Raw genomic sequence first — 24,157 nt, 5'->3', positions numbered from 1 at the left:
CCACGTCGCAACCTTCTCATGCCCGGAGGCCGTGTCGTTCTGCTCTAGAAGCGCTTCTAGAAGCTCTGGCCGATGCCGACATAGATGCCGTAACTAGCGCCATCGGGATAAGCCTCAAGAGGCATTGCCACGTCAAACCGTATTGGACCGAAGGGCGTTGCATAGCGCAGGCCGATGCCGGCCCCCATGCGGATATCGGAGAAATCGGGAATATTCGCAGTCGATACGGTGCCGGCATCGAGAAAAGGCACAAGGCCGATGGTCTCGGTGATCTTGATGCGGGCTTCCAGGGAGGCAAGCGCATAGGAACGCCCGCCAGTTGCCTCGTCGTCGGCATTGTAGGGCGAAATCTCCTGGAAGGCATAACCGCGCACCGAACCGCCGCCGCCGGCGTAAAAACGCCGGGTTGCCGGAATGTCCGCCAGACCGCCGCCGCCGAACAGCGTGCCAAGCGAGACCTGGCCGGCAAAGACCACGCGGTCATCCTCGCCGACCGACCGATAGGCGGACGCTGTTGCCTCGAAGGACGAAAAAACCGTGCTGCCGAGAATCTCGTAGCTGGGGGTTACCTCGATCGCGGCGCGATAGCCTTCGGTCGGGTTGAGCTTGTTGTCTCGGGCATCGCGCACATATTCGAGCGGGATTGCAAAGGTCAGATACTGGTTGTTGCCGAAGGCATCATCGATATCGGCATATTCCAGCGAGGTGCTGGCCGAGACGGTATCGTAGTCAGTCAACTCATAGGACAGGCCAACCAGACCGGTCACCGTGGCCGAATCGTAGGAGTCGGTATTGAGCGTGGCGGCCTTGATGCTGGCATTCAGGGTTGCCGAAGGGAAGAAGGCTCCCGGCTTGGAAAACAGGATGCCTGCGGAATAGTTGAACTCGGTGGCATCGGTCGTTTCGCCGATGCCGCCAACAGAGCCTTCTATCCGTAGGGATTCCGCCTCACCGAATAGGTTGCGATGGCCCCAATAGCCCTCCAGCCCGAACCCATCGATGGTGGATATCGTTGTGCCGGCGCCGAAATAACGATGCTTGCCTTCCGACACGGTGATGCCCAGCGGGATTGAGCCATCGGCCGCAAGCTTCTCATCCTCGCGAATGGAAACGCTGGAAAACACGCCGAGCTTGCGCAGCCGGTCACCGGCCTTGCGCAGATCCTCGGGCGAATAGGGCTTGCCTTCGTTAAGACGCGAATAGCGCCGGATAAAATTGGCATCGACCGTCTTCGTGCCGGAAACCGACACGGGTCCAAGCGGTGCCACCGGGCCGCCATCGGCGCCGATGGTGACATCGACGGTCAGGGCCTGGTGATCGGCAACGACCTCTCGGGCGGTCAGCCGGGCCAGAGGCCTGCTTCCGGCTTTCAAGTCCCCGACGATCTTGTCGGCCGCTTTCAGGATCAGCAGGGAGCCGGCACTGCCGCCCGGCACGAGATCGTATTTTTCCGCCTCCAGTTCGGCAGCATCGCCTGTGAGGGAGACGCGACCGAGAGTGAAGACCGGACCGGGCTCCACCTTGATGGTGACCGGAACGGGAGCGGCGTGATCGAAGACGGGATTGGGCGGCAGGGCATCGATGCTTAGGCCGTCGATTTCGACGGTCACCACGCCGCCATAGCGGGCATTTTCATAAAGGGCTGCCAGCAGGCGATCGCGATCATCGCGCGCCTTGATGACCAGCCCGAGATCGCCGGAGACAGGTTTGTCGGCTTCCTGGACCAGCCGCGAGCTGTTTTCCAGCACCTCGCGCAGATCCTTATCGGTTGTGGAGGTGCTCAGATCGGCCTTGTAGGTAACGGGGTCGATGACATCGTTGGCTGTTTCCGGCTCGCCGAAAATCGTTATCCCGAACAGTTTGAAAGCATAGGCTTCGCTCGCTGCAAGCGGACATAGGGACAGAGTCGTTGCGACCGCCAGTCCGGTGCATGCCTTCCGAAACGCGATACTAACCTTCGGTGATGTCGATCTACTCGGCATACGCAACTTTTTTTGTTCATCCGGCCATCATGGCGGAGAAGGGTTTCCGCTTAGCTTAGGTTCCACTTTAATAGCAAAAAGCCAGATCTGCATATCGTTTTGGCACGCCTGTCGCGAAAACTGTGTCGGGATGAGGTCCGGGCGTCGGCCCGGACCTCTGTGTCGATGACAATCAATAGCCGCGCGGGCAGCTATCAACATAACGACGGCCGTAGCGGTCGCGGTAGTAGCACTGGCCCGGCTGATCGGCGACGCTGCCGATCACGGCACCGGATACGCCGCCAATGGCTGCACCGACCGCGGCACCACGCACGTCACCGGTGACCGCGCCGCCGATGATGGCGCCCGAGACGGCGCCGATGCTGGCACCCTTTTCGGTCTGGGTGCAGCCGGCAAGCGACAGGCCCACCAGCACAAGTACAATAGCCTTCTTCATGATGTCTCTCCAATTGGGGATCGTTGCCGTATTCCGGTTCGATCCGTCATGCCTATCCGCTCCAGCCTTCACCCACCGTCCACTAAATGACGACTGTTCCGCGAAAATACCGCCGAAACTGTGAAAGTCTACGGGTAGCCGGAGGTTTTTAGAGTCGCACCGGCCGCAATGTGCCGGCCGTCACAATAATCAGGCGACGTTGCTGCAGTGCGGCATACAAAAAAGTTCCCTTTTCCAAAGTACTGGTTGATCCGGTCCGGAAAAAGACAAATGATGGCCGGGTGTCAGGGAGAGACACGAGGAGGAGCAATATGGCTAAGGTAACGCTGACGGTGAACGGCCGTACAGTGAGCGGCAACTGCGAAGAGCGGACGCTGCTTGTGCATTTTATTCGCGAAAATCTTGGGCTGACCGGCACCCATGTCGGCTGCGACACATCCCAATGCGGCGCCTGCGTGGTCCATATGGACGGCAAGTCCGTGAAGAGCTGTTCCATCCTCGCCGTGCAGGCATCGGGCTCGACGGTCACGACCATCGAAGGCCTGGCCGGCAATGGCGAGCTGCATCCCGTCCAGGCGGCCTTCAAGGAACATCATGGCCTGCAATGCGGCTTCTGCACGCCCGGCATGGTGATGACCGCGGTCGACATGATCGCCCGTCATGGCGGCACGCTCGACGAGAAAACCGTCCGCCACGAGCTTGAAGGCAATATCTGTCGGTGCACCGGCTATCACAATATCGTCCAGGCGGTTCTGGCCGCCAATACCGAGATGCATGCCGGCCGCCAGGCCGCCGAGTAAGCATAGATCGAGACGCCGGCCGGCCGCCGCTGCCGATCAAGGTCTTGCGTGCGGATATCCGGGCTGGAAACGCCATCGGAGGATATCATGGGTATTGAAGGTGTGGGTGCGCGGGTGACGCGCAAGGAAGACAAGCGCTTCCTGACCGGCAAGGGCCGGTATACGGACGACATGGTCGTGCCGGGAATGAAATTCGCCTATTTCGTGCGCTCGCCTTATGCGCATGCCAGGATCAAGCGCATCGATGTTTCGGCGGCCAAGGCCATGCCGGGGGTAATCGACGTGCTGGACGGCAAGCAATTGCTGGCCGACGGGATCGGCAACATCATCTGCGGCTGGATGATCCATTCGAAAGACGGCACGCCGATGAAGATGGGCGCCTGGCGCCCGCTGGCGGTCGATACCGTGCGCTATGTCGGTGATGCCGTTCTGATCGTTGTGGCTGATACCTATGGCGAGGCGCGCGACGCCGCCGAAGTGGTCGAGATCGACTATGAAGAACTGCCGGTGGTGACCACGGCCGTGGCCGCCCTTGAAGGCGGCGCACCGCAGCTTCACCCGGAAGCGCCCGGCAACCTGATCTTCGACTGGGAGATCGGCGATAGCTCCGCTGTCGACAAGGCGATTGCCGAGGCGGCCCATGTCACGGAAATCAAGATCCACAACAACCGCCTGTCGCCCAATCCGATGGAGCCGCGCGCCACGCTCGGCATCTACGACAGCGCGGAAGATCATTATACCTGCTACACCACCAGCCAGAACCCGCATGTGGCGCGGCTCGTCATGAGCGCCTTCTACAATGTCGCGCCGGAACACAAGCTGCGCGTTATCGCGCCGGATGTCGGTGGCGGCTTCGGCTCGAAGATCTATATCTATCCGGAGGAAATCATCTGTCTGTGGGCCTCCAAGAAAACCGGCGTTCCGGTCAAGTGGACGTCGGACCGCACGGAAGCCTTCCTCACCGATGCCCATGGCCGCGATCATGTCTCGACGGTCAAGATGGCCTTCGACAAGGACAATCGCATCACCGGGCTGAAGGTCGATACGATCGCCAATCTCGGCGCCTATATGTCGCTGTTCTCGTCGTCCGTGCCAACCTATCTCTATGCGACGCTGTTGTCGGGCCAGTACAATATTCCGGCGATCCATGCCAATGTGCGCACGGTCTATACCAATACGGTGCCGGTCGATGCCTATCGCGGCGCCGGGCGTCCGGAAGCGACCTTCGTGATGGAACGGACCATGGAAACGGCGGCCCGGGAACTGGGCATCTCGCCGGCCGAGCTTCGCCGCACCAATTTCATCCGCACCTTCCCGCACCAGACGCCTGTGATCATGGCCTATGATGCCGGGGACTTCGAGGCGTCGCTGAATGCGGCCATGTCGGCAGCCGACTGGAACGGCTTTGCCGGCCGGAAGACGGACGCTGCATCGCGCGGCAAGAAACGTGGCATCGGCATGAGCTGCTATATCGAGGCCTGCGGCATCGCGCCGTCGGCGGCGGTCGGCTCGCTAGGCGCCGGTGTCGGCCTTTGGGAATCGGCGGAAGTGCGGGTCAACGCGGTCGGCACCGTCGAAGTGCTGACCGGTTCGCACAGCCATGGCCAGGGGCATGAGACGACCTTTGCCCAGCTCGTCAACCAGCGGCTCGGCGTACCGATCGACAATGTCTCGATCGTGCATGGCGACACCGACAAGGTGCAGATGGGCATGGGCACCTATGGCTCGCGCTCTGGAGCGGTCGGCATGTCGGCGATCGTCAAGGCGCTCGACAAGGTCGAGGCCAAGGCCAAGAAGATCGCCGCCCATCTGATGGAAGCCGATGAAAGCGATATCGTCATCGAGAACGGCGAGCTGAAAGTCGCCGGCACCGACAAGGTCCTGCCGTGGTTCCAGGTGGCGCTGGCGGCCTATACCGCCCACAATCTGCCGGCGGGCATGGAGCCGGGACTGAAGGAAGGGGCGTTCTACGATCCGTCCAACTTCACCTTCCCGGCCGGCTGCTATATCTGCGAGGTCGAAGTGGATCCGGAAACCGGCAAGACCGAGATCATCCAGTTCGTCGCGGCCGACGATTTCGGCAATATCATCAATCCGATGATCGTCGAGGGGCAGGTGCATGGCGGGATTGCGCAGGGCATCGGCCAGGCCCTGCTCGAAGGGGTGAATTACGATCCGGTAACCGGCCAGCTGCTGACGGCAAGCTACATGGACTATGCCATGCCGCGCGCCGACGACCTGCCGTCCTTCAGCATCTCGCATCAATGCACGCCGTGCCCCGGCAATCCGCTGGGGATCAAGGGCTGCGGCGAGGCGGGCGCCATCGGTTCGCCGCCGGCGCTGATCAATGCGATCACCGATGCCATCGGCAACAACAACCTGAATATGCCGGCCACGCCGCTTGCGGTGTGGAATGCCATTCAGGCCGCGCAGTGAAGGGGAGACAGGTCCATGTATGCAACCAATTATCACCGCGCATCGTCCGTTGAAGATGCGGCCCGCCTGCTTGGTTCGGCGGAAGACGGGAAATATGTGGCGGGCGGCCAGACCCTGATCGCCACGATGAAGCAGCGACTGGCCAGCCCCAGCGATCTGATCGACCTGCGCCATGTCGATGGAATGAAGGGGATCGTCGTCGATGGCGGCACCGTTCGCATCGGTGCGGCGGTCACCCATGCCGAGGTTGCGTCATCCGCGGCGATCAAGGCCGTCTGTCCGGCGATCTCGGCGCTGGCTGGGATGATCGGCGATCCGCATGTGCGGCATATGGGCACGATTGGCGGCTCGATCGCCAACAACGACCCGGCGGCCGACTATCCCGCCGCCATGCTGGCGCTGGCCGCGACGATCATCACCGATCGGCGGCAGGTTCCGGCCGACGACTTCTTCGCCGGACTGTTCGAGACGGCGCTTGAAGACGGCGAGTTGATCACGGCCATATCCTTTGCCGCACCGCAGACCGCTGGTTATGCCAAATTCCCCAATCCGGCCTCGCGCTATGCCATGGCCGGGGTGTTCGTCGCCAAGGGGAGCGGTGGCGTGCGGGTGGCCGTGACCGGTGCCGGGGCCAGCGGCGTATTCCGACACACTGCGATGGAGGCGGCTCTTGCTGCCAACTGGTCGGCGGAGGCACTGGCCAATGTTGCGGTTGCCGAGGACGGGCTGATGTCGGACATGCATTGCAGCTCGCAATACCGGGCGAATCTCGTGAAAGTCATGGCCAAACGCGCTGTCCTGGCCGCTTGAGCCCGATTCTGCTGCGAAAAAGGGAAAAGGACGGCCTTGGCTGTCCTTTTTCTCTGGGTTTGACGTAGATCAATTCTAAGATGTAGGGATCGATTAGTAATTTTCTGGAAAGATTCAGACTCGCGCCTTTTGTCGCAGTTTAGAACGAATTGACAGTACCGGGCTTGACCGCTCGCGTGGACGGACCCAAAAGGGTGTCAAAGACTGGAGCTTGGCAATGGATTTCGAAGCTTTTTTCAAAAGCGAATTGGAAAATCTTCACGAGGAAGGCCGGTATCGCGTTTTTGCCGATATCGAGCGGCAGCGCGGCAATTTCCCCCGTGCGACGCGCCACACGACTGAAGGTCAGCAGGACGTCACCGTCTGGTGTTCCAACGACTATCTCGGCATGGGCCAGAACCCCGCTGTCGTGGAAGCGATGAAGAGTGCCATCGACCACTGTGGCGCGGGTGCTGGAGGCACCCGGAATATTTCTGGCACCAACCATTACCATGTGCTGCTGGAGCGCGAGCTCGCAGATCTGCATGGCAAGGAATCGGCGCTGATCTTCACGTCAGGTTATATTTCCAACTGGGCTTCGCTCGGCACGCTGGGCCAGAAGATCCCCGGCCTGATCATTTTCTCGGATGCGCTCAACCATGCCTCGATGATCGAGGGCATTCGCTATGCGAAATGCGAGCGCGTCATCTGGAAGCACAATGATCTGAAGGATCTTGAAGCCAAGCTGGCCGCGGCCGACCCCAAGGCGCCGAAGATGATCGCCTTCGAATCGGTCTACTCGATGGACGGCGATATCGCGCCGATCAAGGAGATCTGCGATCTGGCCGACAAATACGGCGCCATGACCTATCTGGACGAAGTGCATGCTGTCGGCATGTATGGCGCCCATGGCGGCGGCATTGCCGAGCGCGAAGGCCTGATGCATCGGCTTGATGTGATCGAGGGCACGCTTGGCAAGGCTTTTGGCGTGATGGGCGGCTATATCGCGGCCTCCGCTGCCCTTTGCGATTTCATTCGCTCCTTTTCGTCGGGCTTCATCTTCACCACCGCCCTGCCGCCGTCGCTGGCGGCCGGTGCTGTCGCCTCGATCCGCCATCTGAAGACCAGCCAGATCGAACGTTTTGCCCATCAGGAGCGGGTTCGCCGCCTGCGCTCCATGCTCGATGCCCGCGGTATTCCCCATATGCCCAATCCGAGCCATATCGTGCCGGTGCTGGTCGGCGATGCGGCCAAGTGCAAGTGGATCTCGGATCTGCTGCTCGACAATTTCGGCATCTATGTTCAGCCGATCAACTACCCGACGGTGCCGAAGAAGACCGAGCGTCTGCGGATTACCCCGACGCCGCTGCATTCGGATGGCGATCTCGAACATCTGGTCGGCGCGCTGCATCAGCTCTGGTCGCGTTGCGCCCTGTCGCGCGCGGTCGCTTGATCGATCCGCACTATTTCCTATAAGCATGCGGGTCGCGGCAATGCGGCCCGTTTTTTATGGGGAGATTTTGAGCCATGACCATTGCGGACCGTGTCAACCGGATGCTCGACCAGGCGATCGAGCAGGAGCGCATCACCGGAGCGGTGGTGCTGGTCTATCGTGATGGCGAGCCGCTTTTGCGCCGCGCCGCCGGATATGCCGATCGCGAAGCGCTGCGGCCGGTGACCCTCGACACGATTTTTCGCTATGCGTCCCTGACCAAGCCGGTGGTGGCAGTCACGGCTTTGGCGATGATCGATGCCGGCCTGTTCGGCCTCGACGTCCCGGTCGTCGACATTCTGCCGTGGTTTCGCCCGAAGACCGCCGATGGGCGGGAGGCACCGATCACCATCCGTCATCTGCTGACCCATACGTCGGGCCTCGTCTACGATCCGGCCCTGGAACTGCTGTCATCGGACCGCGCGGTGACGATGGGCCTGGTCGATACGGATCTCGACCTCAAGTCCAATTTCGAACGGCATAATGCCATTCCGCTGGCCTTTGCACCGGGCAGTCGATGGGCCTATTCCTTTGCGACGGACATTCTCGGCGCCGTGATCGCGGCCGTGCATGGCGATACGCTGGAGGCGGCCGTTGTCCACCATGTGGCCGGGCCGCTGGGGATGACCGATGCGCGGTTCCATGTCACCGACAAGGATCGGTTGGCCGTCGCCTATGCGGATGGTCAAACACGGCCGGAGCGCATGCCGGATCCGTGGATTGCGGCCGGCGAGGCCGGATGGCGGGCGGCATTCTCGCCGTCGCGCATCTTCAATCCCAAGGCTTTCCAGTCGGGTGGGGCCGGCATGGCGGGAACGGCCGATAACATGCTGACACTGCTGGAAACGGTGCGGGCCGGCGGTCAGCCGGGTCTGAAGCCGGAGACGGCCCACGCCGCGATCTCCAACCAGATTGGTGATATCGACGGCGAGCCGGGCATGCGGTTCGGGTTCATCGGCGCGGTGATCGTCGATCCCGACGCGGCGGCAACGGCCCTGCCGAAAGGCACGCTGCAATGGGGCGGGGTCTACGGAAACACCTGGTTCATGGATCCGGCGGAGCGGCTGACCGTCGTCAGCCTGACCAATACCGCGCTCGAAGGCTGCATGGGCTTTTATCCCGAACTGCTGCGGCGGGCGGTCTATGGCCGGCGCCAGGCGACGGACTGAAGCGGCAACGCCCAGCTTCCGTCAGGCGGGCCGTCGGGCGGCGATCGCCGCCAGTGCCTTTCGGCGAGCCTCTTCGTCGGCTGTAAAGACGTCGCCGATGGTCGTTGCGGCACCGATGTCGCACAGGCCGTCCATCACCGTCTCGACGATGTCGGCCATATCAAGGAAGCCGATGCGTTCCTCGACAAAGGCCGTGAAGGCGGTTTCTTCGGCGGCATTCATCACGGCACCCTGCAGACCGCCGCGGGAAAGGGCCGTGCGGGCCAGCCGCAGCGCCGGGAACCGCGCCTCGTCCGGCGCCTCGAAATCGAGCCGTGCCAGCTTTGCGAAATCCAGCCGCTCGACATTAAGGCTCGGGCGCTTGGGATAGGTCAGTGCATAGCCGATGGCGGTGCGCATATCGGGGCTGCCGAGTTGGGCGATCACTGAGCCGTCGGCATAACCGACCATGGAATGGACGATCGACTGAGGATGGACGATCACCTCGATCTGATCCGGGCGAAGATCGAAGAGATGCTTCGCCTCGATCATTTCCAGCGCCTTGTTGAACATCGAGGCGCTGCCGATGGAGATCTTCAGGCCCATCGACCAGTTGGGATGGGTGCGGGCGGTATGCGCCGTCACGCCTGCCATCTGTTCGCGGGTGAAGGTGCGGAACGGTCCGCCCGAGGCGGTCAGCACGATACGCTCAAGGGCATGGCGCTGGTCATTGTCGAGGCACTGGAAAATGGCGCTGTGTTCGCTGTCGACGGGGATCAGCCGGCCGCCGCCCCGGCGCACGGCTTCAACGAAGAGATCGCCGGCCGAGACAAGGCATTCCTTGTTGGCCAGCGCAATATCGGCGCCGCGGGCGGCAGCGGCCAGCGTCGGGGCAAGGCCCGCCGTGCCGACGATGGCCGCCATCACCCACTCCGCCTCGAGCCTGGCTGCTTCATCAAGCCCGGTCCGGCCGGCGGCCACATCCACGCCGCTTCCCGAAAGCGCATCCTTCAGGGCGATATACTGGCTCTCGTCGGCGGTGACCGCAAGCCGGGCGCCGGTAGCGCGGGCCTGCGCAGCCAGAAGGTCAATGTTGCCGTTGCCGGTCAGCGCCAGGATTTCGAAGGAATCCCGGCCGCCAAGCTGTGCTATGACGTCGAGCGTATTGGTTCCGATCGAGCCGGTGGAACCGAGTATGGTCAAGCGACGCGGCACTTCGGTGACGGGGTTCATTCGCATATCCGCAGATTGCTTCATTTTCCCATGCGTCTACAAGGGAAATGGGTGGGCAGCAAGCATTTGATCCCGAATGCGCGGTCGCGCCACGAGATGATAGGGAACTGCAATGGTCGAAGCGCTGGCCTTCTCACGCACCTATGCCCGTCCTTTCCTGGCGCTGTTCGCCCTGCTGACGCTGTGCGGCGGCGGATTGGCGATCTCGCTCGGCCGGGCAGACCTTGCCGCCATCGGCTGGTCGTCCGGGGCCGGCCTCGTGCTGGCGGTGCTTGCCGCGGAAATCGCCGTGTCCTTGTGGCGCGGCCACTTCGGCATCGACGTGATTGCCGGGCTGTCGATGTCGGCAGCCTTGGCCTTCGACGAACCGCTGGCCGCCAATATCGTCGCCCTGATGTATGCCGGCGGGCAGCAGCTGGAAAACTATGCGGAAGGCCGGGCGCGGCGGGAGATGACCGCCCTGCTCGGACGGGTGGCGCGCACGGCCATGCGCTATGCCGGAGAGGTCCTGGAAGAGGTGGAGATCGAGTGCCTGGTGCCGGGCGACCGGATCCTGATCCGGCGCGGCGAGGTGGTGCCGAACGATGGCGTGCTGCTCGATGCACGGGCCGACCTGGACATGTCGGCGCTGACCGGCGAAGCCCTGCCGGTTCAACTGAGACAAGGCCAGGAGGTCGCCAGCGGCTGCCTGTCGATCGGTGGCGCCTTCGATCTCAAGGTCAGCCGAACCGCCGCCGACAGCACCTATGCCGGCATTGTCCGGCTCGTTGAAGGGGCGCAGCAGAGCAAGGCGCCTTTGGTGCGCCTGGCGGATCGCTATGCCATCTGGTTTCTGCTGGCAACCGTGCTGATTGCCGGCGGCGCCTGGTGGATCAGTGGCGACCGGCTGCGGGCGCTGGCCGTGCTGGTGGTGGCGACGCCCTGTCCCCTGATCCTTGCCGTCCCGGTGGCGATCATTTCCGGCATATCGCGGGCCGCAGCGCTTGGCGTGCTGATCAAGAACGGCGGCGCACTGGAGGCCTTGGCGCGGGTGCGCACCGTTGTACTCGACAAGACGGGAACGGTGACGACGGGCACGGCCGGTGTGGTCGATATCCGTGCGGCGCCGGGCTTTGAGGGGGACATGCTGCTGCGTCTGGCGGCCTCGCTCGATCAGGCCTCCAACCATGTCAGTGCGGCCGCCCTGGTGCAGGCCGCCCATCACAAGGGCATGGTGCTATCAAACCCGACGGATGTGCGGGAGGTGCCAGGCTCAGGCCTGGAAGGGCTGGTCGACGGGTGCCGGGTGGTGGTCGGCGGCAGCAGCTTCGTGCGCGACCGCAGCACAACTGGTGATCCCTTCGAGCTTGGCGGCGACCTGCCGCCGGGAATGGCGGTGGTGGCGGTTGGCCTCGATGGCGCTGTCGCCGGCATCATCCTGCTCGCGGACCTGGTGCGCGACGACGCCCGCGCCACGCTCGACCGATTTCGCAAGGCAGGGGTCAGCCGTTTCGTCATGGCGTCCGGCGACCGCTCCGATGTGGTAACCGCGATCGGCCGCAGCTTGCAGATCGACGACATGCGCGGCGATCTGCAACCGGCCGAAAAGGTCGAGATCGTCATCAAGGAGCGTGCCTCGGCACCTGTGATGATGATCGGCGACGGGGTCAACGATGCGCCGGCCCTGGCCGCGGCCGATGTCGGCGTGGCGATGGGCGCGCGCGGTGCGGCCGCCTCCTCGGAGGCTGCGGATATCGTGCTGCTGGTCGATGATCTGCGCCGCCTGGCCCAGGCGCTGGTGGTTGCCCAGAACACACTGGCGATCGCCCGCCAGAGCGTTGCGGTCGGCCTTGGCCTGTCCTTCCTCGCCATGGGCTTTGCCGCAATGGGCTATCTTTCGCCGGTGCAAGGCGCGCTGCTGCAGGAGGCGATCGACGTTGCCGTCATCCTCAACGCGCTCAGGGCGTTGAAAATTCCAACGGACAAGGGCGGGGAAGAAAGGAAGGGCGACCGGTGACCATGGACGATATAAACCGGTTCAAATCATTTCGGCCAAGTCGGATGGCATGAGCCGGGCCATGCTCACTCTGGGCAATCGGTGACTGCCGGACAAGGAAGTTCCGTTCCCAGGTTTATGTCCGTTTAAGCAAGTGTCCCGCCAGGATGTACCACCGCCGCTGTTGGACCAATTCTGGAAAAGCGCCGATAATTGTAAAGGCGCTTAAGGCGAAATTTTCGTTCCTGGCCTCGAGCAACGAGCCCCATATCGTCTGATCCTCGGGACCCGAAGCCTTGCGGTCAACGGATTTTAGGTGAGTCAAACGATCTCGAAGAGCCTTCAGCTTACGATATCGCTCCCAAGGCTTTCGGCCCTTTGGGCTGTTGATGCTGTGGACGGCTGGTAGCAAGGAACTGAGCTTTTCATCAAGAGATACTCGCCTCTCAAGTTCTAAACCGGTGAGCGGCACGACCTTACCATCCTGTTGGGTAAATAAGTAGGTATACCCGGAAGGTATTGACTCGTTCGCGAAGGCCTCGATAGCCGAAAACGCCATAACAATCTCTGCCATAGTGCTCTGGAAATAGTCGAAAAGATTGCCGTGCTCTTCCGGCCATGTGCCTTGTGGTGGAGGGTGCTGAATAAATGCGTCGTCAAGATTGATTGTCGCTCGATGCCGATATGATGCGATCGCCAGATTTAAGAACAATGCGGGCGCCGATGGAAGCCCGAAAGACACGATGCGGTCTTTGGCGAAAGATGCTTTCTCCGTGGATGCCAGCATGCCCAACCCTGTGCCGACGTAGTCGATCGCATGAAACCGCCAATCCTCCGCTAAAAGTAGCGCTTTCTGTCGCTCCGTGGGGTCGTTGTTCAAGTCATGCCTTTCGCTAGTATGTTGCATTCCCTGTTTTACAGATTTGTCGGAAACAGCGGCTTCAAGTGAAGTCACCTGTAGTCGGTACTATACTATCGGGCAATTCGGAGAGGGTCTGGCCCATCGAAAATCATGGTGATCCCGACGCGATTCGAACGCGTGACCCCCAGATTAGGAATCTGGTGCTCTATCCTGCTGAGCTACGGAACCACTTAAAGGCATCCATACAAAAGGCTTGGAGCGAAGCCAAGCTTTTTTCGAGAGCTGGGCTCGGTTTGGCGGTGGCTGGCGGTCGATGGCCGGCCGTCCCCATGTCTCAGTCCGTCAGCCGCTGCTCGGCGAGTTTTACCCAATAGGAAATGCCGTGGGCGATGGCGTCGTCGTTGAAGTCGTAGGCGGGATTGTGCAGGCCTGCGGTCTGGCCGTTGCCGATCATGATATAGGCGCCGGGGCGGGTTTGCAGCATGAAGGCGAAGTCTTCGCCGGCCATCGAGGGATCGACCTCGGTGTTGACATTGTCGGGACCGGCGACCTCGATGGCGGCGCGGGCGGCGTGCAGGGTCTCGGCGGCATGGTTGACGGTGACCGGGCAGGCCCGCTCGTAATCGACGACGGCCTCGGCACCATTGGCGGCGGCGATGCCGGCGGCGATCTGGCGAATGCGGCTTTCGGCCAGGTCTCGGACGGTCTCATCCAGGCTGCGCACGGTGCCGGCCAAAAGGGCTTCTTCCGGAATGATGTTGTGGGTGGTGCCGGCGAAGAACTTGGTGACCGAGACGACGACCGAGCGCAGCGGATTGGCATTGCGCGAGGCGATCAGCTGCAGCGCGCCGACGATCTGCGCGCCGATGGCGATCGGATCCAGGGTATGATGCGGCTCGGCGGCATGGCCGCCGCGGCCCTTGACGGTGATCGAAAACTTGTCGGGGGCTGCCATGATGCCGCCCTTGCGGATCGCAAACGTGCCGACCGGCATGCCGGGCATGTTGTGCATGCCGTAAACTTCCTGGATGCCGAACCGCTCCATCAGGCCGTCCTTGACCATGGCGAGCGCGCCGGCGCCGCCCTCTTCGGCCGGCTGGAAGATGACGACGAGATTGCCGTTGAAATTGCGGGTCTCGGCCAGGTATTTGGCGGCTCCCAGCAGCATGGCGGTGTGGCCGTCATGGCCGCAGGCGTGCATTTTGCCGTCGACAGTGGAGGCCCAGGGCTTGGCGGTGATCTCGGTCAGCGGCAGGGCGTCCATGTCGGCGCGAAGGCCGATGGCGCGCCCGCTTTCGCCGCGGCCGCGGATGACGCCGACCACGCCGGTGCGGCCGATGCCGGTCACGATTTCGTCAACGCCGAATTCCGCAAGGCGGGCCGCCACGAAGGCGGCCGTCTGCTCGACATCGTAGAGAATCTCAGGGTTGCTGTGGAGATGACGGCGCCATTCCTGCACTTCGTCCTGCAATTCGGCGGCTCGGTTCAAAATCGGCATGTCATTTTCCTGGCCCTGCTTCTGAATCTCTGGGCAGTTTAAGCGCGGCAGTGGCCGCGTGGCAATTGACGGAATCAACGGGCTTTGCCATTGCTTAGTCATATAAGGTAGTTATCCGCGGGTTGCGAGAGACATTCGGCAGGCGGCGGACCGTTCTGGCCGATGAAGGAGATGTCGTTGTCTGCCATTCTGCACCGACTTGGACGGATTTTCGCGCTGTCGGCGGCCCTTGCCGCTCTGGTGCCGGCGATGGCGACGGCCAATCCGAAAATCGTCGTGGATGTGGCGACCGGCCGGGTGATCGAGCATGAGGATGCCTTCCGCAAATGGTATCCGGCATCGCTGACCAAGATGATGACGGCCTATACGGTGTTCAGGGCGCTGAAGGCCGGCGAGGTCCGGCTCGACAGCGTCGTAACGATGAGCCAGAAGGCAGCGGCCCAGCCGGCCAGCAAGATGTATTTCAAGCCCGGCTCGCAGATGACGCTCGACAGCGCGCTGAAGATCCTGCTCGTCAAGTCGGCCAATGACGTGGCGGTGGCGATCGCCGAATCGGTGGGCGGCTCGCTCGACAATTTCATGGCGCGGATGAACAACGAGGCGGCACGTCTTGGCATGTCCTCGTCGCGGTTCATCAACCCGAACGGCCTGCCGGGCCAGGGGCAATATACGACGGCGCGGGACCTTGCCGTGCTTGCCGTGGCGATCCGACGCGAGTTTCCGGAATATGCCGGCTATTTCGCGCTGGAGGGCATCAATACCGGCAAGCACGAATATCCGAACTACAATATGCTGATCGGCCGTTTCGACGGGGCGGACGGCATGAAGACCGGCTATATCTGCGCCTCCGGCTTCAACCAGGTGTCTTCGGCGACCCGCAATGGCCGCACGGTCGTCTCGGTGGTATTGGGGGCCGACAGCCTTGGCGGGCGGGCCGACATGTCGGCCGATCTGCTGCAGAAGGCCCTGACGACGCGCACGGCGACCGGCGACCGTCTGGACACGCTTAAGCCCTATGGCGCGGGCCGGGATTCGGTTGCCGATATCAGCGGCGAGATCTGCAATCCCAAGGCCCGGCAGGTGCGCAGCGAAGGCCGCGACGAGGAAGGCCGGATGAAGGTGCATTCGCCTTATATCCAGCAGATGCCGCGTCCGCCGCGCACGGTGTTCGCGGGTCTTATCCCCGGCACCGAAACGCCTGCGGGCAAACCCACAGCGGCAAACGAGATCGCCAATGTGCCGATCCCCATTCCGCGTCCGACCTTCTAATTCATAAAGGGTGTCGTCATGACCCATGCCAGCGCGCGGATCCCCGTGTCGATCCTTACCGGCTTTCTCGGTGCCGGAAAATCAACCCTGTTGAACCGCCTGCTGCGCGATCCGGGCATGAAGGACGCGGCCGTCATCATCAACGAATTCGGCGAAGTGGGCATTGATCACCTGCTGGTGGAGGCCTCGAACGATGCGGTCGTGGAACTGTCGGACGGCTGCCTGTGCTGCACGGTGCGCGGCGAGTTGATCGATACGCTGGCCATGCTGATGGACCGGCTGCAGACCGGCAAGATCGCCAGGCTCAGCCGCATCGTCATCGAGACCACGGGACTTGCCGATCCGGCGCCGGTGATGCAGTCGGTGATCGGCAATCCGGTCCTGGCGGATTGCTTCGATCTGGAGGGCGTCATCACGGTCGTCGATGCGGTCAACGGCCTGTCGACGCTTGACCAATTCGAGGAGGCGGCCAAGCAAGTGGCGGTCGCCGACCGGCTGATCATCTCGAAATCGACGATGTCCGATGCGGCATCGCTGGCCCAGCTCAAGGCGAGGCTTTTCGAACTCAACCCGCGTGCGGTGGTGATCGATGGCGACACCGATGCTGCCGGTCGTGCGGGCATTCTCGACAACGGTCTTTACGATGCGTCGAGCAAGGTGGCCGATGTCGCGCGTTGGCTGAATGACGAGGCGGCGGCCGACGACCATGGTCATGAGGATCATCACGACCATGACCACCAGGACGGGCATCATCACGGCCACGCAGACCACCATCACCATCACCATGATGTGACGCGGCACGGAGATTCAATCCGCTCCTATTCGATCATCCATGACGGGCTGATCGATCCGATGGCGCTTGAGATGTTCGTCGATCTGTTGCGCTCGGCCCATGGCGAACGGTTGCTGCGGATGAAGGCGGTGGTGGGGCTCAGCGACAATCCGGACCGTCCGATCGTGCTGCATGGCGTCCAGGCGGTGTTCCATCCGCCGGTGCGCCTGAAGTCCTGGCCCGATCCGGTGGATCGGCGCACGCGCATGGTGCTGATCACCAAGGATCTGCCGGAAGCCTATGTCCGGGACCTGTTCGATACCTTTGTCGGAAAGATACGGATCGACCGGCCGGACCGCGAGGCGCTCACCAACAATCCGCTGGCCATTCCGGGGATGCGGCTCTGATCAGCCGCGACGAATGGAAAAGCGATGGCCGGCGTCGGTTTTTTCCGACGCGACCAGGTGGTGGCCGTTCTCGTTACAGAAATGCGGGATATCGATGACGGCGAGCGGATCGGTGGTCTCGACGACCAGTTCCGCACCCTTGGCCATGTCGGCCAGCCGCTTGCGCGTCTTCAACACGGGCAGCGGGCATTTCAGGCCCCTGAGGTCGTAGACCGGCGGCGCACCGTCGGTCACTTGGCGGCCCAGAACTTCCAGAACGGTTTTTTCTCGTCCGCCAACGGGGGGGTCTCGTTTGCAGACATCACGGGCGCCACCGCTACAGCATTCGGGTTGGGGGCTGGCACGGGGATTTTTGCCGTTTCCTGGGGAGCTGCCGGTGCTGCCGGGATTTGCGGCTGGGTCGCTACAGCGGCATTGGCAGCCGCTGCTGCGGCGATCGTCGGTCCTGGTGCAGGTGCTGTCGGTTGCGCGGCAGGCGCAGGCTTGGACGGCGCGGCGGTAAATAGCGGCGGCACGGAGGGGTCGGCGACGGCCTTGCGCAGGTTGAGCGTCGGCGCGGAGGGATCCTGCACTTCCTTCAGCTTGAGCAGCTTGCCGGCTTTGAGCGCCGAGCCGGTCGGGGCATAGGCCAGATCGCGGCCCTTGCGCAGATCGGCCACCAAGGCCTTGCGCTCGGCTTCGGTCGGATCGTACCAGACCTTGTCGTCGTATTTCTTCATCGCCTTGTCGAAGTCGCGCGCATAGGCCGTCTGGTAGGATGACAGCGCGGCCTGCAGAGGTGCCGGTGTCGTCAAGGTCGGGCAGGCGGCGGCGGCGTTGAAGGACCCGCTGCCCTCGATCTGCTGGTTGAAGACATATTTCTTGTCGCAGAAATTGACCTCGGGCGGCCGCTTGGTCACCTCGAAATTGTCATAGCCGACCTTGAGGTTCTGCCAGAAGGCATAATGCGGGCTGTAGCGGTGGCGCGCCATGTTTTCGGCCGTCAGGCGAAAGGGGAAAGCCTGAAGCTGGATCGTCTGCTGGCCGCCCTTGAAGGCGTCGCGAGCAAAGGCATAGATCTCCAGGATCTGCGCATCGGTCATCGAGTAGCAGCCGGACGACGAGCAGGCGCCATGGATCATCAGGTTCGTGCCATTGCGGCCGTTGGCCTGGTCGAAACGGTTCGGATAGCCGGTGTTGATCGCCAGATAGTATTTGGAATTCGGGTTGAGATGGTGCGGCGACAGCGAGTAGAAGCCTTCCGGCGCCTGGCGGTCGCCTTCCTTGACCTTGGGACCGAGCCGGCCTGACCAGGCGCAGATCGTATATTCCGCGATCTTCTCAAACCGGTTGTTGGTCTTGGCCTTCCAGATTTCCAGAACGCCTTCTTCCTTGAAGATGCGGATGGCAATCGGCGAGGTGCGCTCCATGCCCTTGGCGCTCATTTCGTTGAGAATGCGCGAGGGCAGGGGCTGTTCGACCTTGTTGCTGACGTTCACGGGTGTATCGACACTATCCAACGTGTCGTTGCAGCCGGAAAGGGCTGCGACGGCGATCAGAACAAGTGCGGTCGATTTCAAACGCATTCCGGAAGCTCATTTGGCAGGATCAGAAAGCTCCCGTTCGGGAGGGTTTCGGCATTGTTAACGCGACATGCTTCACAAAAGATGAATCTCATATACTTCAACGGCACTCGCGCCAATGGGATATATGGGCAAAGTAGCAGCATTGTGACCGGCCGTGGCCGGTCACGCCCTACAGATTGCGACCGATATTCAGGAATTTCTGTCGGCGGGAAGCGCGCAACTGGTCGCCGTCCTGACCGGCCATGTCGGCCAGCGCCCGGGCAATCGTCTCGCCGGTGCGGTCGATGACCGTTTCCGCGCCGCGGTGTGCGCCGCCGATCGGCTCGGGAATGATGCCGTCGATGACGCCCAGGGATTTCAGGTCCTCGGCGGTGATCTTCATGTTGGTGGCGGCTTCCTTGGCGCGGGTGGAATCGCGCCAGAGAATGGAAGCAGCCCCTTCCGGCGAAATCACCGAGTAGATCGCATGCTCCAGCATGTAGACGCGGTTGCCGGTGGCAATGGCAATGGCACCGCCCGAACCGCCTTCGCCGATGACGACGGAGATGATCGGAACCTTGAGGTTGAGGCACATTTCGGTCGAGCGGGCGATCGCTTCGGCCTGGCCGCGTTCCTCGGCGCCGATGCCGGGATAGGCGCCGGCCGTATCGATCAGCGTGATCAGCGGCAGGCCGAAGCGGCCGGCCATTTCCATGACGCGGATCGCCTTGCGATAGCCTTCCGGACGCGGGCTGCCGAAATTGTGCTTCAGGCGAGACTTGGTGTCATTGCCCTTTTCCTGGCCGATCACGGCGACGGGCTGGCCCTGAAAACGGGCAAGGCCGGCCTGGATGGCGGCATCCTCGGCAAATTTGCGGTCGCCGGCCAGCGGCGTGAAATCGGTAAACAGCCGAGCCGAATAGTCGACGAAATGCGGTCGCGACGGGTGACGTGCAACCTGCGTCTTCTGCCAGGCATTGAGCTTGGAGTAAATGTCTTCCATGGACTCGCGAACGCGAACTTCCAGCCGGCCGATTTCTTCCGAAGTGTCGATACTCTCGTCCTCGGCGGCGATTTTCTTCAATTCATGAATCTTGCCTTCGAGGTCCGAAATGGGCTTTTCGAAATCGAGATAGTTAAGCATGAGATCCGTTCCGATCGTTGTGCCCACAGATATTGGGGCGCCTGTCTCCGGGTGCTGCCGGTCCTAATCCTGTTTTTTAGCCTGTTTGGCAAGGGGGTGATGCGTTTGAACCAGTCGCTGCAGCCTTTCCTCCAGGACATGGGTGTAGATTTGCGTCGTCGAAATGTCCGTATGTCCCAGCAATTCCTGCACGACGCGCAGGTCCGCGCCGTTTTCCAGGAGGTGGCTGGCAAAGGCATGGCGCAGCACATGGGGCGAAATCATGGCGGCGTCGAGGCCGGCGCGGATTGCCAGGTCCTTCAGGTCGCGGGCAAAGACCTGTCGGGGCAGATAACCCTCCTTGGCCGACGAGGGAAAGAGCCAGGGGCTGGGCGGCGCCTTGCCGTTGTCCTGCTGGGCCAGCAAGGCGCCGTAGCGAGCAAGGGCTGCCACCGCCGTTTTCGACAGCGGCACCAGGCGTTCCTTGTTGCCCTTGCCGCGGATGACCAGAAAGCGCCCTTCGCGGCCAAGCGTGTTGGCCGGCAGCGAGACGAGTTCGCTGACCCGCATGCCCGTTGCATAGAGGAGCTCAAGCAGAACCAGCATGCGGACGCGCAGAAGCTGGTGCTTGTCCGCGATCGCGGCTTCTTCTTCGGCCAGCGACAGCAGGCGGCCGACATCGGCGACCGTCATTGTCTTGGGCAGGCTGCGGTTTTTCTTCGGAGCGTCGAGAATGGCCGTCGGGTCGTCACCGCGAATACCCTCGGCATAGAGGAACTTGTAGAACTGGCGCATGGCCGACAGGCGGCGCGCCTGGGACGACGGCTCGAAGCCGCGCTTTGCCAGGTCGCCGAGATAGACCGACAGGTCGGCGGATGCGGCGTCAACGATACTGACCGACCGCGCCGTGAGAAAACCGCGCAGGTCATCGAGGTCGCGCTCATAGGACAGCAGCGTGTTGCCTGCCGCGCCGCGTTCGGCGCTCATCATTTCCAGAAAGGCCTCGATGCGGGCGTAGCTCAGATCGGACAAGGCGGATCCTTGGGAGATAAGTTCATTGCGATGGTGCAGGCGGGTTCAATCGTTCTGCGGGAATTTTGACAATGACGTCGCGCGGCTTTGGTTCGACGAAGATGACCAGAGCCCACATGCTTCCATAGATCATTGCCGCGACGGTGGCGCATAGGAACAGAAAGCGGAACAATGTCGGCATGATGTCATCCCCGGCGTATTGATGGTCGATGTGTATGATGAAGCGCGCAATCAGGGCAAGACGCCAGTTCGTGCCGGTCTTTCGGCCTCCACGGCTTGACGCTGCGCGCTCATTTGTCAATACCGTTGCAAAACACTTGCGAACAGGCCGATGACGGATTTGTCCCTATCAGTAGCCCCGACCCTCAGCGAGCGCGCCCGCGCGGCGCTTGGACGTCGCAATCTTGTTTTCGTGGGATTGATGGGAGCCGGCAAGTCGGCGGTCGGCCGAATGACGGCCCTGCAACTGGGGCTTCCCTTCGTCGATACGGATGTCGAGATCGAGCGCGTGTCGCGCATGACGATCAGCGAACTGTTTGCCGCCTATGGCGAGGAAGAGTTCCGGGCGCTCGAAACCCGGGTGATCAAGCGGCTGCTGCGGGGCGGTCCAAGGGTCATCTCGACGGGCGGCGGCGCCTTCATCAACGAGCGGACGCGCCGGCAGATCGAGCGGGGCGGTGTATCGCTTTGGCTGAAGGCAGATATCGATGTCTTATGGGAGCGCGTCAACAAGCGCGACCACAGGCCCCTGCTCAAGACCGAAAACCCCCGGCAGACGCTCGAGAAGCTGATGAACGAGCGTTACCCGGTCTATGCGGCTGCGGACCTGACAATCATCTCCCGCGATGTGCGCAAGGAAGTCATCGTCAACGAGGTCCTGGCGGCGATCGCCTCCCTTTCCAGTTCCAGCGAAAGCAAGATCGATGAATGATAGCAATTCCACCGAGCGCCTTGTGCATGTGCCGCTTGGCGAGCGCGCCTACGATATCCTGATCGGCCCCGGCATGATCGGACGGGCCGGCGGCGAGATTTCGACGCGGATCAGGGCGCGCAAGGCGGCCATCGTGACCGACGAGAATGTCGGCGCGCTCTATCTCGAGGAATTGATGGACAGCCTGGAGGCGGACGGGATCGAAGCCGTGTCCCTGTCACTGCCGGCCGGGGAGAAGACCAAGAGCTTCGAGCATCTGATGAAGGTCTGCGATGTGCTGCTGGAGGCACGCATCGAGCGCAACGACGCGGTGATTGCGCTCGGCGGCGGCGTCATCGGCGACCTCACCGGCTTTGCCGCGGGCATCGTCCGGCGCGGCGTGCGCTTCGTGCAGATGCCGACCTCGCTGCTGTCGCAGGTCGATTCGTCGGTTGGCGGTAAGACCGGCATCAATGCCCGGCAGGGCAAGAACCTGGTCGGCATCTTCAACCAGCCGGATCTGGTGCTGGCGGATACGGGCGTGCTGAATTCGCTGAGCGCCCGCGAGTTTCGGGCCGGTTATGCTGAGGTCGCCAAATACGGCCTGATCGACCAGCCGGATTTCTTTGCCTGGCTTGAAGGCAACTGGCAGGAGATCTTCTCCGGCGGCGCGGCGCGCATCGAGGCGATTGCCGCGAGCTGCCAGGCCAAAGCCGATGTGGTTGTCGCCGACGAGCGGGAAAACGGCCGGCGGGCGCTGCTCAATCTCGGCCATACCTTCGGCCATGCCCTGGAAGTGGCGACGCAATATGACAGCCGGCGACTGGTTCATGGCGAAGGCGTTGCGATCGGCATGGTGCTGGCGCATCAGTTCTCAGCTCGCCTGAACCTCGCCAGCCCTGACGATGCGGCCCGCGTCGAGGCACATTTGAAGGCCGTCGGCCTGCCGACGTCGATCAACGATATTGAAGGCGACAGGCCGACACCCGATATACTGATGGACGCCATCGCCCAGGACAAGAAGGTCAAGGGCGGCAAGCTGACCTTCATCCTCACCCGCGGCATCGGACAGTCCTTCGTGGCAGACGATGTTCCGTCGTCGGAGGTCCTGCGGTTCCTCACTGAAAAGCTGGAGGCATGACCATCGAAATCTTTCTGGCCAATCTGTCGGAATACTGGCCGCTGATCGTCGCCATTCTCGGCCTGATCATCGCGTCTGCCTTCTTTTCCGGTTCCGAGACGGCGCTCACCGCGGCGTCGCGGGCCCGCATGCATACGATGGAGAACAATGGCGACATCCGGGCGAAGCTGGTCAACACCCTGATCGAGCGGCGTGACCGGCTGATCGGCGCGCTGCTGATCGGCAACAATCTCGTCAATATCCTGGCCTCGTCGCTGACGACCAGCCTGTTCCTCGCGCTGTTCGGCGATACCGGCGTGGTCTATGCAACCCTGGTGATGACGGCGCTGCTGGTGATTTTTTCCGAAGTCCTGCCGAAAAGCTGGGCGATCTCCAATCCGGATCGTTTCGCCTTGCGGGTGGCGCCGGCCGTGCGGCTGTTCGTGGCGGTGGTCGGCCCGGTGTCGAGCGGCGTGAATTTCATCGTCCGCGGGCTGCTGGGCCTGTTCGGCCTGACCCTGTCGAAGGAAACGTCGATGCTGTCGGCCCATGATGAGTTGCGCGGCGCGGTCGATCTGCTGCACCGCGAGGGCTCGGTGGTCAAGGCCGACCGGGACCGGCTGGGCGGCGTTTTGGATCTGGGCGAGCTGGAAGTGTCGGATATCATGATCCACCGCACGTCGATGCGCGGGGTCAATGCCGATGATGCGCCGGAAGTCGCGGTGCGTGCCGTGCTGGAAAGCCCCTATACGCGTATGCCGCTCTGGCGCGGATCGACCGACAACATCGTCGGCGTCGTGCATGCCAAGGATCTGCTGCGGGCGCTGGCCGAGCCGAATGTCGAGCCATCCAATCTGGATATCGGCAAGATTGCCCAGAAACCCTGGTTCGTTCCGGACACCACCAACCTGAAGGACCAGTTGAATGCCTTCCTGCGCCGCAAGGTGCATTTTGCCGTGGTTGTCGACGAATATGGCGAGGTGCAGGGCATCGTCACCCTCGAGGACATTCTGGAAGAGATCGTCGGCGACATTTCCGACGAGCATGACATCGATATCCAGGGCGTGCGCCAGGAAGCGGATGGATCGATCGTGGTGGATGGAACGGTGCCGATCCGCGATATCAACCGGGCGCTCGACTGGCATTTGCCCGACGAGGAGGCGACCACCATTGCCGGGCTGGTGATACACGAGTCGAAATCGATCCCCGAGGAACGCCAGGCCTTCACTTTTTATGGCAAGCGTTTCATCGTGATGAAGCGGGAAAAGAACCGCATCACGAAGCTCAGGATCCGCCCGGCCGACGAAGCGATCAAGCTCGACTGAAAAC

The 24,157-nt window shown here is 62.2% G+C and carries 21 protein-coding genes and 1 tRNA gene; 11 read left to right on the top strand and 11 right to left on the bottom strand.

Translation table 11 applies throughout. From position 1 onward, the window contains the following. Nucleotides 1-56: 56 nt before the first annotated feature. Together HGO38_RS17355 and HGO38_RS17350 are read right to left on the bottom strand one after the other, a co-directional pair. Nucleotides 57-1,982, bottom strand: coding sequence for an autotransporter assembly complex protein TamA (locus HGO38_RS17355; protein ID WP_250957162.1), 1,926 nt, complete (start codon nt 1,980-1,982; stop codon nt 57-59). A gap of 172 nt (nt 1,983-2,154) precedes the next feature. Continuing rightward, on the bottom strand, nt 2,155-2,418 hold the full coding sequence (locus HGO38_RS17350) for a YMGG-like glycine zipper-containing protein (protein WP_250957161.1): 264 nt from the start codon (nt 2,416-2,418) through the stop codon (nt 2,155-2,157). A gap of 311 nt (nt 2,419-2,729) precedes the next feature. On the opposite strand from HGO38_RS17350, the gene HGO38_RS17345 reads away from it, so the two are divergent. The 5 genes from HGO38_RS17345 to HGO38_RS17325 all read left to right on the top strand — a co-directional run bounded on the left by HGO38_RS17345 (nt 2,730) and on the right by HGO38_RS17325 (nt 9,104). Next, a complete protein-coding gene (locus HGO38_RS17345) occupies nt 2,730-3,218 on the top strand; it encodes a (2Fe-2S)-binding protein (protein ID WP_250957160.1) in 489 nt (162 codons plus the stop codon). 87 nt (nt 3,219-3,305) lie between these two features. Then, entirely contained in the window at nt 3,306-5,654 is a 2,349-nt protein-coding gene (locus HGO38_RS17340; protein ID WP_250957159.1) for a xanthine dehydrogenase family protein molybdopterin-binding subunit, read from the top strand. 15 nt (nt 5,655-5,669) lie between these two features. Then, nucleotides 5,670-6,464, top strand: coding sequence for an FAD binding domain-containing protein (locus HGO38_RS17335; protein ID WP_250957158.1), 795 nt, complete (start codon nt 5,670-5,672; stop codon nt 6,462-6,464). A gap of 217 nt (nt 6,465-6,681) precedes the next feature. Then, nucleotides 6,682-7,896 (top strand): 5-aminolevulinate synthase, encoded by a 1,215-nt coding sequence (gene hemA, locus HGO38_RS17330; RefSeq protein ID WP_250957157.1) that lies wholly within the window; start codon nt 6,682-6,684, stop codon nt 7,894-7,896. Between the two features lie 74 nt (nt 7,897-7,970). Then, complete coding sequence (locus HGO38_RS17325; RefSeq protein ID WP_250957156.1) at nt 7,971-9,104, top strand: serine hydrolase domain-containing protein; 1,134 nt, start codon at nt 7,971-7,973, stop codon at nt 9,102-9,104. A gap of 21 nt (nt 9,105-9,125) precedes the next feature. Here HGO38_RS17325 and dxr read toward each other — a convergent pair whose 3' ends face one another. Beyond that, nucleotides 9,126-10,316 carry a 1-deoxy-D-xylulose-5-phosphate reductoisomerase gene (gene dxr / locus HGO38_RS17320; protein WP_250957155.1) on the bottom strand — a complete coding sequence of 397 codons (1,191 nt, stop codon included), beginning with the start codon at nt 10,314-10,316 and terminating at the stop codon, nt 9,126-9,128. Nucleotides 10,317-10,428: 112 nt separating this feature from the next. Here dxr and HGO38_RS17315 point away from each other — a divergent pair, with 112 nt between their 5' ends. After that, complete coding sequence (locus HGO38_RS17315; RefSeq protein WP_250957154.1) at nt 10,429-12,312, top strand: heavy metal translocating P-type ATPase; 1,884 nt, start codon at nt 10,429-10,431, stop codon at nt 12,310-12,312. Between the two features lie 115 nt (nt 12,313-12,427). On the opposite strand, the gene HGO38_RS17310 is transcribed toward HGO38_RS17315, so the two are convergent. The 3 genes from HGO38_RS17310 to HGO38_RS17300 all read right to left on the bottom strand — a co-directional run bounded on the left by HGO38_RS17310 (nt 12,428) and on the right by HGO38_RS17300 (nt 14,651). Next, nucleotides 12,428-13,171 (bottom strand): hypothetical protein, encoded by a 744-nt coding sequence (locus HGO38_RS17310; protein ID WP_250957153.1) that lies wholly within the window; start codon nt 13,169-13,171, stop codon nt 12,428-12,430. Between the two features lie 133 nt (nt 13,172-13,304). Beyond that, nucleotides 13,305-13,381 (bottom strand) — tRNA-Arg (locus tag HGO38_RS17305). Nucleotides 13,382-13,487: 106 nt separating this feature from the next. Next, entirely contained in the window at nt 13,488-14,651 is a 1,164-nt protein-coding gene (locus HGO38_RS17300; protein WP_250957152.1) for a M20 aminoacylase family protein, read from the bottom strand. A gap of 171 nt (nt 14,652-14,822) precedes the next feature. Here HGO38_RS17300 and HGO38_RS17295 point away from each other — a divergent pair, with 171 nt between their 5' ends. Then, entirely contained in the window at nt 14,823-15,920 is a 1,098-nt protein-coding gene (locus tag HGO38_RS17295; RefSeq protein ID WP_502941593.1) for a D-alanyl-D-alanine carboxypeptidase family protein, read from the top strand. 18 nt (nt 15,921-15,938) lie between these two features. Further along, on the top strand, nt 15,939-17,099 hold the full coding sequence (locus HGO38_RS17290) for a CobW family GTP-binding protein (protein WP_250957151.1): 1,161 nt from the start codon (nt 15,939-15,941) through the stop codon (nt 17,097-17,099). On the opposite strand, the gene HGO38_RS17285 is transcribed toward HGO38_RS17290, so the two are convergent. The 5 genes from HGO38_RS17285 to HGO38_RS17265 all read right to left on the bottom strand — a co-directional run bounded on the left by HGO38_RS17285 (nt 17,100) and on the right by HGO38_RS17265 (nt 20,979). Then, a complete protein-coding gene (locus tag HGO38_RS17285; RefSeq protein ID WP_250957150.1) occupies nt 17,100-17,333 on the bottom strand; it encodes a sulfurtransferase TusA family protein in 234 nt (77 codons plus the stop codon). After that, entirely contained in the window at nt 17,330-18,664 is a 1,335-nt protein-coding gene (locus HGO38_RS17280; RefSeq protein ID WP_250957149.1) for a L,D-transpeptidase family protein, read from the bottom strand. Before HGO38_RS17280 ends, HGO38_RS17285 begins: the two co-directional genes overlap by 4 nt. 169 nt (nt 18,665-18,833) lie before the next feature. After that, nucleotides 18,834-19,787 (bottom strand): acetyl-CoA carboxylase carboxyltransferase subunit alpha, encoded by a 954-nt coding sequence (locus HGO38_RS17275; protein ID WP_250957148.1) that lies wholly within the window; start codon nt 19,785-19,787, stop codon nt 18,834-18,836. 63 nt (nt 19,788-19,850) lie between these two features. Continuing rightward, nucleotides 19,851-20,756 carry a site-specific tyrosine recombinase XerD gene (locus tag HGO38_RS17270; protein WP_250957288.1) on the bottom strand — a complete coding sequence of 302 codons (906 nt, stop codon included), beginning with the start codon at nt 20,754-20,756 and terminating at the stop codon, nt 19,851-19,853. Between the two features lie 64 nt (nt 20,757-20,820). Then, complete coding sequence (locus tag HGO38_RS17265) at nt 20,821-20,979, bottom strand: hypothetical protein (protein ID WP_250957147.1); 159 nt, start codon at nt 20,977-20,979, stop codon at nt 20,821-20,823. A gap of 150 nt (nt 20,980-21,129) precedes the next feature. On the opposite strand from HGO38_RS17265, the gene HGO38_RS17260 reads away from it, so the two are divergent. From HGO38_RS17260 to HGO38_RS17250, 3 genes are read left to right on the top strand one after another with little or no spacing between them, the layout of a single operon-like run. Next, nucleotides 21,130-21,729, top strand: coding sequence for a shikimate kinase (locus HGO38_RS17260; RefSeq protein WP_250957146.1), 600 nt, complete (start codon nt 21,130-21,132; stop codon nt 21,727-21,729). After that, on the top strand, nt 21,722-22,849 hold the full coding sequence (aroB, locus tag HGO38_RS17255) for a 3-dehydroquinate synthase (RefSeq protein ID WP_250957145.1): 1,128 nt from the start codon (nt 21,722-21,724) through the stop codon (nt 22,847-22,849). The genes HGO38_RS17260 and aroB overlap by 8 nt, the downstream gene beginning before the upstream one ends. Next, nucleotides 22,846-24,153 (top strand): HlyC/CorC family transporter, encoded by a 1,308-nt coding sequence (locus tag HGO38_RS17250; protein ID WP_250957144.1) that lies wholly within the window; start codon nt 22,846-22,848, stop codon nt 24,151-24,153. The genes aroB and HGO38_RS17250 overlap by 4 nt, the downstream gene beginning before the upstream one ends. The last annotated feature ends 4 nt before the right edge of the window (nt 24,154-24,157 follow it).

This window comes from Rhizobium sp. CG5 (assembly GCF_023701945.1).
GTDB lineage: Bacteria > Pseudomonadota > Alphaproteobacteria > Rhizobiales > Rhizobiaceae > Allorhizobium.
Note: the sequence above shows the minus strand (reverse complement) of the source record. Positions and strands in the feature narration are given on the sequence as shown.